We start from the raw sequence: 14,647 nt of genomic DNA on the forward strand, positions 1-14,647 counted from the left end.
ATGCGAGCTGTGGCTCGTTTGCACTAGCCGTCGATCTGGAAGGACGTTACGAAATCGTCGTCAGCGAGGAGCGATGAGCGCCGTAGGATATCAAGTGTATTCGAAAAACGGCGACGGTGCCATCGGGGTTGTCGTTTCCTCCGCAAAACAAGCTCTCGCCAAAGCCAATGAACTCGCCGAATCTGGGAACGAGGTGCTGATCAAGGATCTTGCTGGCAGGGTCCTCGATACGGCGACGATCGTTGAACTCGCCGCGCGCGAATAGATTGCAGTCGCGGCGGAGGTTTGGATTGGCGATAAACTGGATCACAAAGGAGCCGTCCTCCCGCGTGTTAGTACACAACGCCGATGAAGTGCAGGCGTTCGCATGCCTTGGCTGCGCCCTTCAGCGCGGTCTTTGCATCGTGGGGCTGCCCGATCGAGCGTACGTCGCATATGGCTTTATCTTCGCGGCAAGCCAACCGGAACGTCCTCCAATCTGTCGAAGGGGTCGATCGTGGCTTCCACATTCCACAAGGGACCGAAATCGCGCGCGACCTGCTTCTGAATAGCGGCCGAGACCGGTGCCAGCTGCGCGAGCGTGACTTCCTTGGTTAACCTCGCGCGTTACGATCTGAAATTGGTCACCGGATCGCGGATGAAATCCGGGACCGTCGTAAAACTCATACTCACCGCTTCCATTCCGCCAGTACCAAACTTTGGCCGTACCGTTGTGGGGTCGAAGAAGCCGAATTTTTCAGGATCATCAAGACGGAGGGGTACTCGGCGCACAAGCTTTGCAGTTTGTTGCTTCCATGCATCGACAACCTCTCGTGTGACAGGGATGAGTTCCTCATCCGTTTGTGGATGAAAGCCCATTATCGAATAGCTCGATCTGACCCCGATTGTTTTTGGAATACCAAACCACTGGCTCGCCCGTCGTCGGATCGAAGAAGGATGGAGCATTCGACGTAATCTGCGTCGCCCGATTACCCCTTCTGTATGCGTCGATCTTCTCGACGATCTGCGGTGTAAGCGGACGGCATTCGCGCCCCGTCTCCGGGTCAGTGCCAACGCGGTTTAACGTTCTAATGCTCGTGCGTGTCATCACATAGCATTTCTCTGCGTCCCCTCCCTTTCGGAAGTTCGCGTCAATGCGCCCGAGCAGCAACGAATGACCGATTACAAGAGTAAGAAGCCCCGCGTAACCGACCATCCTCTTCTGCTTTGACAACGAAAAGGAATAGCCCGCCAAGATGACGATGGCAGCAAAGCTGGCCCACAGGATGGCTCGCGTAATCCCGCGATTTAGATCGTAGGTGTCAGCGAGTTCTTCCGTATAGCTGCGCGCCAACTGGTAGTAGACAAGCTCGTTGCACAGCCAGAAAATCATCCCGCCGAAAACTAGGCAGGCGAGCAGAATAATTGCGATTTGTGCCGCTCGATTGAGCCGCCCCAGCGTTTGCGAAGCAAAGCCGCGTACCTTTTCGATTGTTTGCACTTCTAAAGCCCCCACACTCGCATCCTACTGAGTGCGTTTTTCTTATTTCCTCAACCCAACATTGAAGATGCGAGCTAAGCCGCTGAATTGTCAAAGGGCATTAGATTGTTATGTATGCCCAGCGAGAGCTGTTCTCAGCACGGCGCCCCGGGGGAGCGTGCAGGCTTGAGAAAGCCTCAGTGCAGCGGCAGTGATTACGGGCGGCTTTTGATATCACCAACGAACAAACCAATTACGCCGAGGCGGGCCCGTGGGCCCGCCTCTCAGCACTCAATAAAGACAAGTTGACAGGTCGGGGGTATGCCCTTCCGGCACCTAGCCGACGTCGGGCGCGAATTGAAGCCGAGGTGCTAATCAGGGGGTGAGGGAAGGCAAAATAACCTAAGCCAATACGCTCGTTCCGACCGCTCAGGACAAGCAGGGATTCCAAATTGCTTGGGCTGCTGCTGGTCCAACCCCATCAGCAGGGTTCGCGTTCCAGCGATTTCGGGCTGTCTGCCGCCGCCCTCTTCGCAGCCTCGCTCGTCGTGTTCTCGCGCCTTGGGCAGGAGTTCACGCCGACGCTCGATGAGAACAACATCGTCATGGAGGTGAAGCGCGCATGCCGAGCACGGCGCCGGCCCACGCTCCGGCCATTCAGTTCGAAATCGAGAAGGTGATCAGCAAGTTTCCGCAGGTCGGCGTTGGTGCTCTCGCGCGCCGGTACGCTGGACCTGGCAGTCGATGCTCGGCCAGACTTGGATCTTAGTGCGGGGAACCTGCGGTCTCGCCAGCGAGTTGCGCTACGAGCCAATCTGCAAAGGCCCGTACCGCCGATCTCTGTCGGCTGGCGCGCGGGTAGATCAGGCGATGGCCGACGTAGCGGATATCGTTGGCGCGTCCTGACAGCGGCGCAACCAATCGCCCGCTCGCCAGTTCGCGTTCGGCCAGAAGCGTTGATTCCAGTGCTACTCCCAATCCCTCCGCGGCTGTCGCGATCGCGAGAAAGCTGCGATCGAATCTCATGCCATGGAGTGCAGGGGCCTCCAATCCGTTCGCCGTGAACCATTGGTGCCACTGAACCTGCTTCACGTCGGAGCGGATCAGCGTCTGATCGAGGAGATCGGCAGGCCTCCTGATCGATTTCGCGAGGGCAGGCGAGCAGAGCGGGGTGACCGTTTCCTCTGGGAGAGGAACAACCTCCACGCCCTCTGCGCGCGGCGGACCGTAGACGATGTCGATATCAAAATCATCGTTGCTGAAGCGAGCATAGTCCGTGCTCGCAGCCAGGCGGACTTCGAGCTTCGGAAAAGCGGCGAGAAACTGTGCAAGCCGCGGTGCAAGCCACTGCGCAGCAAAGCTGGGTGCCGAATGGACGCGCACCAATTGAGGTCCGCGCGCGGCGACTTCCTCGAGGCCACGGCGAAGCTGATCGAATGCCGCTCCCGTGTGTCGCATCAGATTTTCGCCGGCCGGCGTGAGCCGCACCGATCGCGCGCTACGCTCGAACAGAACGGTGCGAAGCGTGTCCTCCAGCTTGCGGATCGCATGACTGACGGCACTCGGCGTCAGGTGAAGCTCATTCGCCGCATCGCGGAATGATCCCGTGCGAGCCGCGGCTTCAAAGGCGCGAATTGCCGATATGGGGACATTCGACAGCATTCCATAAGTGAACCAGATTCATCGATCCGTGACAACTGTGCGTTTGTCCGTTGCGCGTCCGCGGGGCATTCCTAGGCTTGCCAAGGAAAAACAATTTGCGGGAGGAACTGATGCTGCTCAGCGGTAAGACGGCCATCATTTCGGGCGCGGCATCGCCGCGCGGCATCGGGCTGGCTACGGCACGGCGGTTCGCCGCCGAGGGCGCTCGGGTCGCCATTCTCGACATTGACGCGAGCGCGTCGGCGGACGCCGCGGCTTCGCTTGGCACGTCCCACATTGGGCTGCGATGCGACGTCGCCGACAAATCATCCTGCGAGCAGGCCGTCGCTCGCGCGATCGAATCCTTCGGAAGCATCGATATTCTCATCAACAACGCCGGCATCACCCAGCCGGTCAAGTTCCTGGATATCTCGCCGGCTGATTGGGATCGCATCCAGGACGTCAATCTGAAGGGCATTCTGTTCCTCTCCCAGGCGGTGATCCCGCACATGCGCGCGCGCAAGTCCGGATCGATCGCCTGCATGTCCTCGGTTTCGGCCCAGCGCGGCGGCGGAATTTTTGGCGGTCCGCACTATTCGGCCGCGAAGGCTGGCGTGCTCGGTCTCGCCAAGGCGATGGCTCGCGAGTTCGGTCCGGACGGCATTCGCGTCAATTGCGTGACGCCCGGCCTGATCGGCACCGATATCACCTCGGGCAAGCTGACGGACGAGATGAGGGCGAAGATCCTGGAAGGCATTCCGCTCAATCGTCTTGGCACGGCAGACGACGTCGCCAGCATCTACACCTTCCTGGCCTCGGATCTCTCCGCCTACGTGACCGGTGCCGTGATCGACGTCAACGGCGGCATGCTCATCCACTGAGCCAGCAAGACAAGGTCCAGATCGATGGAAACGCTGACCAACACGCCCAAGCTGGCGGACCGCGCCTACAACATTCGCCGCAATGCGCTGCGCATGGGCGAGGTTCAGGGCCAGGGCTATATCGCACAGGCGCTGGACATCTCCGACGTCCTTGCCGTGGCCTATTTTCACGCGATGCGCTACCGGCCGGAAGATCCGTCCTGGGACGCACGCGACCGCTTCCTGCTCTCCAACGGCCACTATGCCATCGCGCTCTATGCGGCTTTGATCGAGGCGGGGATCGTTCCCGAAGAAGAACTCGAAACCTATGGCAGCGACGAGAGCCGCCTGCCGATGTCGGGCATGGCCTCCTACACGCCGGGAATGGAAATGTCGGGCGGCTCGCTTGGGCTTGGGCTCAGCATCGCCGTCGGCATGGGCCTCGGGCTCAAGCGCAAGAAATCCGACGCGCGGGTGTACACGTTGTTCTCCGACGGCGAGCTCGATGAAGGCTCGGTCTGGGAAGCCATCCAGTCGGCGGGCCACTACAACCTCGACAATCTGATCGGCATCGTCGATGTCAATAATCAGCAGGCCGACGGTCCGTCGACGCAGGTGATGGCGTTCGAGCCGCTGGTCGAGAAGCTTCAGGCTTTCGGCTGGTTCGTGCAGCGGATCGATGGCAATGATCTCGATGCCGTGGTTGCCGCGTTCGATGTCGCCAAGTCCCATTCCGAGCCAAAACCGCGGATGATCGTCGCCGACACGCTGATGGGCAAGGGGGTTCCTTTCCTTGAGCAGCGCGAGAAGAACCATTTCATCCGCGTCGAGCAGCACGAGTGGCAGCTCGCGCTGGCGGCGCTGGAAGCCGGGAGGCAGGCATGAAGACCGTCAGATCAGCACCCCAGCCGGGCAAGCCGCGCCTGACCACCTCGGCCATGATCGCCTCGATCGCGTCTGAGGGACAGAAAACGAAACCGGCGCCGTTTGGACACGCGCTCGTCGAGCTCGCGCGCCAACGCCCTGATGTCGTCGGCATGACGGCCGATCTCGGCAAATACACCGACCTGCACATCTTTGCGAAGGAATTTGCGGACCGCTATTACCAGATGGGCATGGCCGAGCAGCTTTTGTTCGGCGCGGCCTCCGGTCTTGCCGCTGAAGGCTTCATGCCATTCGCAACCACCTACGCGGTGTTCGCTTCGCGCCGTGCCTACGACTTCATCCACCAGACCATCGCGGAGGAAGACCGCAACGTGAAGATCGTTTGCGCATTGCCCGGCTTGACCTCGGGCTATGGCCCGAGCCATCAGGCCGCAGAGGATATCGCCCTGTTTCGCGCCATGCCGAACATGACGGTCATCGACCCCTGCGATGCCCATGAAATCGAGCAGCTGGTGCCCGCCATTGCGGCGCATCACGGACCGGTCTACATGCGCCTGCTGCGGGGCCAGGTGCCGGTCGTGCTGGACGAATACGACTACAAGTTCGAGCTCGGCAAGGCCAAGCTGATCCGTGACGGAAAGGACGTCCTGATCATCTCATCCGGCATCATGACCATGCGCGCGCTCGAGGCTGTGCAGGCCCTCAAAGACGACCACATCGAGGCGGCGGTGCTCCACGTTCCGACCATCAAGCCGCTCGACGCCGAGACGATCCTGCGTGAAGCCGGCAAGTCAGGCCGCCTGGTCGTCGTTGCCGAAAACCACACGACGATGGGCGGTCTCGGCGAGGCCGTCGCCGCACTCCTGATGCGTTCAGGCGTCCATCCGCCTTTCCGCCAGATCGCATTGCCGGACGAATTTCTTGACGCCGGCGCACTTCCGACGCTGCACGACCGCTACGGTATTTCCACCGCCGAGGTCGCAAGGCAGATCAAGCAGTGGCTTTAGCGCACCGGCGCTAAGCGCCAGCCAGGCCAAATACGAGTGAAGTGTTCCGCCCGCTGCATGTTGCGGCGGGCTAGCGATGGCTATTGCCCGAATGCGGGCGGTCGAAGAGCCCGGACAGCTGAAAACAGCGCCGGCTCATGCAGCCGGCAAAACGTCAATACAGGATCAGGAGGAAAACATGACTGTCTCGAAGCCCGGATGCATCAGCCGCCGTTCGCTATTAATCGCGGCGAGCGCCGTACCTCTCTGCGGGATTCTAACCCGTCCAGCGTCTGCCGCCGAGTTCGTCTACAAGTTCGCCACCGGACAGGACCCGACCCATCCGGTGAACATCCGCGCGCAAGAGGCGATCGACCGGATCCGCGAAGCAACCAGCGGCCGGCTGGAGATCAGGCTGTTCCCCGCCAATCAGCTCGGCTCCGACACCGAGCTCTTGACCCAGGTGCGCAGCGGCGGCGTCGAGTTCTTCAACCAATCGTCCTCGATCCTTGCCACCCTGGTGCCAAGCGCCGGCATCGTGAACACCGGCTTCGCATTCACCGACTACGACAGCGTGTGGAAGGCGATGGACGGCGACCTCGGCAGCTACATCCGGGCGCAGATCGCCAAGACGCCGATCATGGCGGTGTCGAAGGCCTGGGACAACGGCTTCCGCCAGGTGACCTCGTCTGGCCGCGAGATCCGCACCCCGGATGATCTGAAGAATTTCCAGATCCGGGTTCCGCCCGCGCCGCTGCTGACCTCGCTCTTCAAGGCGCTCGGCGCCGGGCCGACGCCGATCAACTTCAACGAGGTCTATTCCGCGTTGCAGACCAAGGTCGTCGACGGCCAGGAGAATCCGTTGCCCATCATCGCGACCGCGCGCCTTTACGAAGTGCAGACCACGTGCAGCCTGACGGGGCATGTCTGGGACGGCTACTGGATCCTCGGCAACAAGCGCGCCTTCGAGCGCCTGCCCAAGGACGTGCAGGAGATCGTGACGCGCGAGCTCGATCGCGCCGCGGTCGATCAGCGTGCCGACATCGCAAAGCTCAGCCAGTCGCTGCGCAACGATCTCTCGGCCAAGGGTCTCAAATTCATCGACGTCGATCGCGCCGCCTTCCGCCAGGCCCTGTCCAAGACCAGCTTCTACGCGGACTGGAAGGGCAAGTTCGGCGAGGAAGCATGGTCGCAGCTCGAAAAAGCCGCAGGCCAGCTATCATGACCAGCGTGAGCCATAGGCCCCACGTCGATGCCGGTGTGGCGGCCAGCGCGACGCAGGCTGGCCGGCGCAGTTGGGTGCTGACAGCGAACACCGTCCTCGGTCATCTCGTCGCTGTCCCGGCAGGACTGCTCGTGCTGGCGGAGATCGCGGTGCTGTCCGCGGGCATCGTGGGCCGATACGTGTTCCGCTCGCCGCTTATCTGGTCTGACGAACTCGCCAGCATTCTCTTCCTCTGGCTTGCCATGCTGGGATCCGTGATTGCGTTCCAACGCGGCGAGCACATGCGCATGACGGCCATTGTCGGCGTGCTGCGTGCGGAAGTTCGCGCGTTCCTGGACACGGTCGCGGCCGCAGCATCGCTGGCCTTCCTCGCGCTGGTCGTCTGGCCAGCCTATGAGTTCGCGGCCGACGAGGCATTCGTGACAACGCCGGCGCTCGAGATCGTCAACAGCTGGCGCGCGGCGGCGTTGCCGATCGGGTTTGGATTGATGCTGGTCGCAGCGGTCCTCCGCCTCATCCGCATCGCGAGCCTGCGCAGCTTGCTGGCTTCCCTGGCGCTCGTTGCAGGCATCATTGCGACCTTCGTTCTGCTCGCTCCCGCCCTGAAGCCGCTCGGCAATTTGAACCTCCTGATCTTCTTCGTTGTCGTTGTGGGGGCGATGGTCTTTGCGGCCGTGCCGATCGCGTTCGCATTCGGCCTCGCCACCGTCGGCTATCTCGCTCTGACAACCAGCACGCCCGACGTGGTGATGATCGGGCGAATGGACGAGGGTATGAGCCACCTGATACTGCTCGCCGTGCCTCTCTTCGTCTTTCTCGGCCTTCTCATCGAAATGACGGGCATGGCGCGCGCGATGGTCAGCTTCCTGGCGAGCCTCTTGGGCCACGTGCGCGGCGGATTGCACTACGTGCTGGTCGGAGCGATGTATCTGGTCTCGGGCATTTCCGGTTCCAAGGCAGCGGACATGGCCGCGGTGGCTCCTGTCCTGTTTCCCGAGATGCGGCAGCGCGGGGCCAAACCGGGAGACCTCGTTGCGCTTCTCGCGGCGACCGGCGCCCAGACCGAGACGATCCCGCCCTCGCTGGTCCTGATCACGATCGGCTCGGTGACGGGCGTGTCGATCTCGGCATTGTTCACCGGCGGCTTGCTTCCGGGCGTGGTGCTCGCGGTCATGCTCGCGGCCGTGGTGTGGTGGCGATATCGCCGCGAGGACCTGTCCCACATCAAGAGGGCGAGGGCCCGGGAGATTGGCCGCGCCTTCCTCATCGCGATACCGGCCATCGCGCTGCCATTCGTGATCCGGACCGCCGTCGTCGAAGGGGTTGCGACGGCAACGGAGGTCTCGACCATCGGCATTCTTTATTCGGCCTGTGCGGGTCTCTTCGTCTATCGTCAGTTCGACTGGCGCCGCATCTATCCGATGCTGGTCGAGACAGCCTCGCTGTCAGGGGCGATTCTGCTCATCATCGGCGCGGCGACAGGCATGGCCTGGGCGCTGACCCAATCGGGATTTTCCGCCTCTCTGGCCAAATTCATGACCAGCCTTCCCGGCGGGGTCCCCGTCTTCCTGGCCGTGACGATCGTGACTTTCGTGGTCCTCGGCAGCGTGCTGGAGGGAATCCCGGCCATCGTCCTGTTCGGTCCGCTGCTGTTCCCGATCGCGCGGCAGGTCGGGGTGCACGATGTCCACTACGCGATGGTGGTCGTCCTCGCCATGGGCATCGGCCTGTTCGCGCCGCCGTTCGGCGTCGGCTATTACGCGGCCTGCGCCATCAGCCGCATCAATCCGGACGAGGGCATGAAGCCGATCGTGGGCTACATGACCGCGCTCCTGATCGGCACGCTGATCGTTGCCGCCGTGCCCTGGCTATCGATCGGCTTCCTTTGATAACGGGCGAGGCGCCCTCGCCGGAAACATCCCGAGGGCATCTCGTCAGGCGAATTTCGGCAGATACAGCGGCAGGCCATCGCAGGCCATGTCGATCTCCTCGACCTGGCCCTTGCCGACCTCCGTCACCCGAAGCTTCTTGCCTCCGAGCGTGAAGGCACAATTCGTCGGCTGAAGCCCATCTAGGATCAGCCGATCGACCACTTCGCCCCGCCGGTCCAGCACCGTGACGTTCTTCTGGTTGTAGACCGTGCAATAGAGCCGGCCGTCCATGCCAAAGGCCATCCCGTCCGGCCCTTTGAAATCCGGATTGGAATCCGGTTGCAGCACGTTGCCGAAGACGACGCGTTTCGGCGCTGCCTCGCCGAGCACGTCATATCGATAGATTTCGCCGGTGAAGGACGCGTTGGCATAGAGGTGGTTGTCGGGACCGAAGGCAATGCCGTTGGTGAAACGGATCTTGCGATCGAGCACGCGGAGCACCTTCATGGCTGCCGGATCGATTTCATACACACGGCCGTCCCAGTCGAGGTCCATATACCCGTCCACGAAAGCCTGGCCGTTGATGAAATCCTCGGCGGCCATTCCGGAGTCGGTCATGTACAGCAGTCCGTTCGGACCAAAGCAGAGGTCGTTCGGAAACAGAAAGCGCTCCGCGCCTTCGCCCTGCATGCGCCGAATCTCGTTTCCGCGTTCGTCGATGCAGATCAGCGCCCGGAGGCCGGCCTCCGCGATCCAGATCCGGCCGTGGCCATCGGTCGTTAGTCCATTCGGACGGCCACCCGTCGTTCGGATGACGCGGCGATTGCCGCGAGGATCGAGCCGCGTGACGCAAAGGGTCGACGCGGACATCTCCGTGACATACATCGAGCCGTCGGGCAGGCATACCGGACCCTCCGGCGCGCCAATTCCGGTTGCGAACAGTGTCGATGCCATTCGTCCCTCCGTTCTCGAATGTTGCTTTCGTCAAGCGATAACCAGACCGCTGGCCGGATCGATCAGCACCACGCGATTGAGGTCGATGGCGAGGTCGATTCGCTCGCCATGGCTGCTGACGTCGTGCGCCTGCAGCTCGGCAACCGCATCGACGCCGCCGATCCTGATGGTGGTGAAGGTGCGTGTCCCCGTCGGCTGAATGAGATCGGCAGTGGCCGAATAGGAGACCACGCCTTCGCGCAACGGCCCGCCGGCCCGACTGAAGTGCTGGGGCCGAATGCCCAGGAGAATCTCTCGCCGATCCATGCTGGCCAGCGGCCTCGCCTTCGCGCTCGGAAGCGTCAGTTCACCGCCGGACTGAAACACCACTGCTGCGTCGGAACCGTTTGTCTTGAGGGTCGCCGGGATGAGATTGATCGACGGAGAGCCGAGAAAGCCGGCGACGAACCCCGTACGCGGCTGCTCGAACAGCTCGAGCGGAGCCCCTTGTTGCTCGATCTGTCCATCGCGCAGCAGCACGATGCGGTCGGCCAGCGTCATCGCCTCGACCTGATCGTGCGTGACGTAGATCATGGTCGTCGTGATCTCGTGGTGCAGACGCTTGATCTCGGTGCGCATCTCGTCACGCAACTGAGCGTCCAGGTTCGAAAGCGGCTCGTCGAACAGGAACAGGTCGGCCTTGCGGACGATGGCGCGGCCGATGGCGACGCGCTGACGCTGTCCACCGGAGAGCTGCCGCGGATAGCGCTGCAGGAAATTGCCGATGCCGAGCATCTCGGCGGCCTCGCTGACCCGCTTCCTGGTCTCGATCTCGGGAGTCTTGCGGGCGCGCAGGCCGAAGGCGATGTTCTCGCTGACGGTCAGATAGGGGTAGAGCGCATAGTTCTGAAACACCATCGCGATATTGCGCTCGCGCGGGCGCAGATCGTTGACAACCGCGCCACCGATGGTGATCGTTCCACCATCCGGATCCTCGAGACCGGCGATGGTTCGCAACAGCGTGCTCTTGCCGCAGCCGGACGGCCCCACCAGCACCGCGAATTCGCCATCGGCGATGGTGAGATCAACTCCTCGGACCGCATGCACGTTGCCGTAATATTTGTTTACTCCGGACAGCTTGACGTCAGCCACTCCACTCTCCCTAACCCTTGACTGCGCCGAGCGAGATACCGCGCACGAGATAGCGCTGCATCACCGAGACCGCGACGAAGATCGGCAACGTCCCCAGGACCGACATCGCCGCGATCTTTGCCCAGAAATTCGATTGTCCGCCGAAATAGTGCGTCAACATGACCGGAAAGGTGATGACCTCGGTGCGCGTGAGCACGAGTGCGAACAGAAAGTCGTTCCAGGCGAACACGAAGGTGAACACCGACGTCGCCATGAGGCCGGGGCGAACCATCGGGAAAGCGACCTTCCAGATCACCTCCCATCGATTGAGGCCATCGACCAGCGCGCTTTCCTCGAGCTCCAGCGGAACGTCGACGATGTAGCCGCGCATCATCCAGATCACGTAGGGAAGACTGAATGCGGTGTAGAGCAGGATCAGCCCGAAATAGCCGTCGACGAGGCCGAAATACACGTAGATCAGGAAGATCGGGAAGACGACCGCGATCGGCGGGATCATGCGCTGGGAGATGATCCACATCGCAAGGTTCTCGCCGCCGGTGCCGAACCTGGCGAGGCTGTAGGCGCAGAGCGTTCCGAGAACGATTGCGATGCCGGAGCTGACTCCGGCAACGATCACGCTGTTCAGGATCGCAACGACGTCGCCATCCTTGAACAGGACGTAATAGTTCGAGAACTGGATCTGGCCCGGAATCCACAAGGGCGGGACGTGATAGATCTCGTCCGGCGTCTTTAACGAAATCATGAACAGCCAGTAGACCGGAAACAGGAACAGCAGGGTTACGATGCCGGCGCCGAGGTAGCGGACAGCCAGAATGCGGGCTTTTCTGGCCGGAAGCCTGCCGGTCCTCATCGCACAAGCTCCATGCGCTTGAGGACCAGCGTCGTGATCAGTGTCAGCAGCGCAATCACCAGGAAGGAGATCGCGGCGGTGTAGCTGGTCTCGAATTGCGAGAAACCCTGCACATAGGTGTAGAGCGAGATGGTCTCGGTCATCGACCCCGGCCCGCCCTCGGTGAGAGCCCAGATGATGTCGAAGATGCGAACGAGATCGAGGCCGCGGATCAGGCAGGCGACGGCGATCACGGGCGCGATCGCCGGCAGAACGATCGCGCGAAGCATGCGCAGGTACGACGCCCCATCGATCTCCGCAGCCTCAAGCTGCGACTGGTCCACATTCGACAGCGCGGCGAGCAGCAGCAGGAACATGAACGGCGACCACTGCCAGACCTCGCAGATGATGACCGCCGGATAGACGTAGGCCGGATTGACCGTCCACAGAATCCGGACCGGTTCACCGGCGATGAAGCTCAGAATCTGACCAATCGGACCGAAGCGGACGTCGAACATCAGGCGCCACGTCGCGCCCGCGACGATCGGAGAGATCACCGTCGGAAGCACCAGCAGCGCGACGAAAATCTGTCGACCAGGCATGCGATCGATGAAAAGCTGCGCCATTAGGAAACCGATCAGCAACTCGAGGGGGAGGGCGATCGCGGTGATGATGGCGGTGTGGCCGAGCGAGGCCCAGAGGCGGGTATCCCTGAACAGTTCCGCATAGTTCAAGAGGCCAACGAAGGAGGTGTCGTTCTCGGTCATCGTGATGCGCTGGAAGCTCACGATCAGCGAGTAGATCAGGGGAAACAAGCCGACCAGGAGCAGGATCAGAATGGCCGGGGCGACGATGAGATAAGGCAGGCGATCCTCGAGCATGCGCCCGAAGCGGCTGGGGCGGCGCTGCTCGGCAGCGTTGAGACTTGCGGAAAGCGTCATCATCAGTCCAAGAAACGGCCGGGCGGGAGGGCGACGCCTCCCGTGCGGCGTCCAAAGCAGCTATTGCGGGTAGGCGCCGGGCTTTGCGGCCCAGACCTTGTAGACGGATTTCTGGTTCTCGATGCCGACCTTCTCGGTGATCGCATCGAACTGTTGCGCCATGCGGTCGAGAATGGCCTTGGGATCTTCGCCGGCCCACAGGCTCGAGATTGCCTTGGTCATTGCCTCGTCGTACTTGTCCTGTTGCAGTAGCGAGAGATCGAGCAGGCCCTTCTCGCCCGATGTCTTGATGGTCTCGAGATACGCGGCAGCGTCAGGCCAGAGCGCACGATATTTCTCGCTCGCGTAGTGCGAGAGGCGGAACGGATCGCGTAGCGTATAGGGAAGCTGGACGCGTTCGAGGCTGGTCTTCTTGCTGTTCAGCCACTGGATGAAGAGATAGGCGGCCTCCTTGTTTTTGCTGGTGGCGGACACCGACAAGTCGAAGCCGACGCCGAGCTCAGGGCGGCCGAGAGGCGTGAGCGCGTAACCGACCTTGCCGGCGACCTGCGATTTGGGCACCCACTTCAGCGCCTCCTCGCCCGAGCCGTAACCCGCTGCCCAGCGACCGTAGGGCGGCCAGGAGATCGTCATCGCGGTCGTGCCCTGAAGAAACGCGGCGAGATTGTCCACGAAATTCCACTGCTCGACGCCGGGCGGCATGAACTTGTTTTCCGCCAGCATCTGCTTGAACACCTTGAGGCCGACCTCGCCATTCACCGTCGTCTTCATAGTGTCGGCATTGAAGAACTTGCCGCCCTCCATGCGGAAGCGTTCCTGGAACATGTATTGCGGATAGGGCGCAGTGCGGAAGAATCCAGCGCCGTAGACCTTCGGCGCCATCTTCTCGGTGATGAACTGGCCGATGTCGTCGAATTGTTTCCAGTCCTTTGGCGGCGCGAGCTCGTAGCCGAACTGGGCCTTGAACGCGTCCTTCATCTTCGGATCCTCGAAGATGTCCTTCCGGTAGTAAAGCAACATCACGTCGCCATCGTCCGGGAAGCCGTAGATCTTCCCGTCATACTGCATCTGGTTGTCGTGGTACGCAGCCGCGATGTCCTGCAACTCCTCGCGGTAGCCGAACTTGTCGACATATTTGTCGAGCGGCTCGAGCGCTCCTGCACGCGCAAGATCGGGCATCCAGGACGGAATGACGTTCAGCGCGTCATAAGCCCCTGCGCCTGATTTGAAATCCTGCATGATCTTGGTGAACATCTGGTCGGTCGGCACTTCGACCACCTTCACCTTGATGCCGGTGAGCTTCTCCCATTGCGGGCCGGAATAGTTCAGCGGATCGAGCGACTGAAGACCGGCCTCCCAGACGATGCTGATCGTTGTACCCGCGTACTTCTTCGCGGCTTCCACCGCTGTGTCGGCCGCATCCTTGTCGGCAGCCTGCACTGAGCCGGCAGTGAGCACTAGGACAGCGAACGCGCCGAGAAACGTCCTGAACTTCATCCCTTCCTCCTCCTCTTGGGCGTCCGAAGTCCGCAAGAGCCGGCTTCGGAGCGCTTCTCACGTGATCCCTGCCTGGTTAGCCAGCCGTAGGCGTAAACGGACCTTGTCGGCGGCGACCTCGCCGAAAGAGAACAGATTCATCTATGTCGAGGATTTGCAGCGCAGGCGCATCGCGGGCCCGGGCTTGCCGCCCGCAACCTGAATGGACGCCGGTTGGCGTTGTAGAAGCACGCATCCTCCCCAAAACGCTTGAGAGCGTTGACTTTGGGACTAGTCTGCGTCGAGGCGGAACTGGCCGACAAATGAGAACTTTGCAAGCATCGGTGAACCGCAGTCACCTATTTGCTGAGGTCTGTGAGAAGCAAAAC

At 61.7% G+C, this 14,647-nt stretch carries 15 protein-coding genes; 7 read left to right on the forward strand and 8 right to left on the reverse strand.

Annotated elements, in window-relative coordinates; genetic code table 11:
• Window positions 1–94 precede the first annotated feature (94 nt).
• Window positions 95–265, forward strand: a complete 171-nt coding sequence (locus tag XH93_RS10890) for a hypothetical protein (RefSeq protein ID WP_246799568.1) — start codon at window positions 95–97, stop codon at window positions 263–265.
• Window positions 266–606: 341 nt separating this feature from the next.
• On the opposite strand, the gene XH93_RS10895 is transcribed toward XH93_RS10890, so the two are convergent.
• Both XH93_RS10895 and XH93_RS10900 read right to left on the reverse strand, forming a co-directional pair.
• Entirely contained in the window at window positions 607–858 is a 252-nt protein-coding gene (locus XH93_RS10895; RefSeq protein WP_194473484.1) for a hypothetical protein, read from the reverse strand.
• Window positions 833–1,480, reverse strand: coding sequence for a hypothetical protein (locus XH93_RS10900; RefSeq protein ID WP_194473485.1), 648 nt, complete (start codon window positions 1,478–1,480; stop codon window positions 833–835). The genes XH93_RS10895 and XH93_RS10900 overlap by 26 nt, the downstream gene beginning before the upstream one ends.
• Before the next feature lie 431 nt (window positions 1,481–1,911).
• On the opposite strand from XH93_RS10900, the gene XH93_RS10905 reads away from it, so the two are divergent.
• Window positions 1,912–2,139 (forward strand): hypothetical protein, encoded by a 228-nt coding sequence (locus XH93_RS10905; protein ID WP_194473486.1) that lies wholly within the window; start codon window positions 1,912–1,914, stop codon window positions 2,137–2,139.
• Window positions 2,140–2,224: 85 nt separating this feature from the next.
• Here XH93_RS10905 and XH93_RS10910 read toward each other — a convergent pair whose 3' ends face one another.
• Complete coding sequence (locus tag XH93_RS10910) at window positions 2,225–3,121, reverse strand: LysR substrate-binding domain-containing protein (RefSeq protein WP_194473487.1); 897 nt, start codon at window positions 3,119–3,121, stop codon at window positions 2,225–2,227.
• Window positions 3,122–3,231: 110 nt separating this feature from the next.
• Here XH93_RS10910 and XH93_RS10915 point away from each other — a divergent pair, with 110 nt between their 5' ends.
• The 5 genes from XH93_RS10915 (at window position 3,232) to XH93_RS10935 (ending at window position 8,945) form a co-directional block, all read left to right on the forward strand.
• On the forward strand, window positions 3,232–3,981 hold the full coding sequence (locus tag XH93_RS10915; RefSeq protein ID WP_194473488.1) for an SDR family NAD(P)-dependent oxidoreductase: 750 nt from the start codon (window positions 3,232–3,234) through the stop codon (window positions 3,979–3,981).
• 24 nt (window positions 3,982–4,005) lie between these two features.
• Window positions 4,006–4,845 (forward strand): transketolase, encoded by an 840-nt coding sequence (locus XH93_RS10920; RefSeq protein WP_139486082.1) that lies wholly within the window; start codon window positions 4,006–4,008, stop codon window positions 4,843–4,845.
• A complete protein-coding gene (locus tag XH93_RS10925) occupies window positions 4,842–5,852 on the forward strand; it encodes a transketolase family protein (protein ID WP_194473489.1) in 1,011 nt (336 codons plus the stop codon). The genes XH93_RS10920 and XH93_RS10925 overlap by 4 nt, the downstream gene beginning before the upstream one ends.
• A 178-nt stretch (window positions 5,853–6,030) precedes the next feature.
• Complete coding sequence (locus XH93_RS10930; protein WP_194473490.1) at window positions 6,031–7,056, forward strand: TRAP transporter substrate-binding protein; 1,026 nt, start codon at window positions 6,031–6,033, stop codon at window positions 7,054–7,056.
• The gene (locus tag XH93_RS10935) at window positions 7,053–8,945 is read left to right on the forward strand and encodes a TRAP transporter large permease subunit (RefSeq protein ID WP_194473491.1); all 1,893 of its coding nucleotides are present in this window, start codon (window positions 7,053–7,055) and stop codon (window positions 8,943–8,945) included. The genes XH93_RS10930 and XH93_RS10935 overlap by 4 nt, the downstream gene beginning before the upstream one ends.
• Window positions 8,946–8,990: 45 nt before the next feature.
• Here XH93_RS10935 and XH93_RS10940 read toward each other — a convergent pair whose 3' ends face one another.
• From XH93_RS10940 to XH93_RS10960, 5 genes are read right to left on the reverse strand one after another with little or no spacing between them, the layout of a single operon-like run.
• Window positions 8,991–9,881, reverse strand: a complete 891-nt coding sequence (locus tag XH93_RS10940; protein WP_194473492.1) for an SMP-30/gluconolactonase/LRE family protein — start codon at window positions 9,879–9,881, stop codon at window positions 8,991–8,993.
• 30 nt (window positions 9,882–9,911) lie between these two features.
• On the reverse strand, window positions 9,912–11,012 hold the full coding sequence (locus XH93_RS10945; RefSeq protein ID WP_194473493.1) for an ABC transporter ATP-binding protein: 1,101 nt from the start codon (window positions 11,010–11,012) through the stop codon (window positions 9,912–9,914).
• Between the two features lie 10 nt (window positions 11,013–11,022).
• Window positions 11,023–11,862, reverse strand: coding sequence for a carbohydrate ABC transporter permease (locus tag XH93_RS10950; RefSeq protein ID WP_194473494.1), 840 nt, complete (start codon window positions 11,860–11,862; stop codon window positions 11,023–11,025).
• Window positions 11,859–12,782 carry a carbohydrate ABC transporter permease gene (locus XH93_RS10955; protein WP_194473495.1) on the reverse strand — a complete coding sequence of 308 codons (924 nt, stop codon included), beginning with the start codon at window positions 12,780–12,782 and terminating at the stop codon, window positions 11,859–11,861. Before XH93_RS10955 ends, XH93_RS10950 begins: the two co-directional genes overlap by 4 nt.
• A gap of 60 nt (window positions 12,783–12,842) precedes the next feature.
• Window positions 12,843–14,279, reverse strand: coding sequence for a sugar ABC transporter substrate-binding protein (locus XH93_RS10960; RefSeq protein ID WP_194473496.1), 1,437 nt, complete (start codon window positions 14,277–14,279; stop codon window positions 12,843–12,845).
• Window positions 14,280–14,647 lie beyond the last annotated feature (368 nt).

The organism is Bradyrhizobium sp. CCBAU 51753, assembly GCF_015291565.1.
Taxonomy (GTDB): Bacteria; Pseudomonadota; Alphaproteobacteria; order Rhizobiales; family Xanthobacteraceae; genus Bradyrhizobium; species Bradyrhizobium ivorense.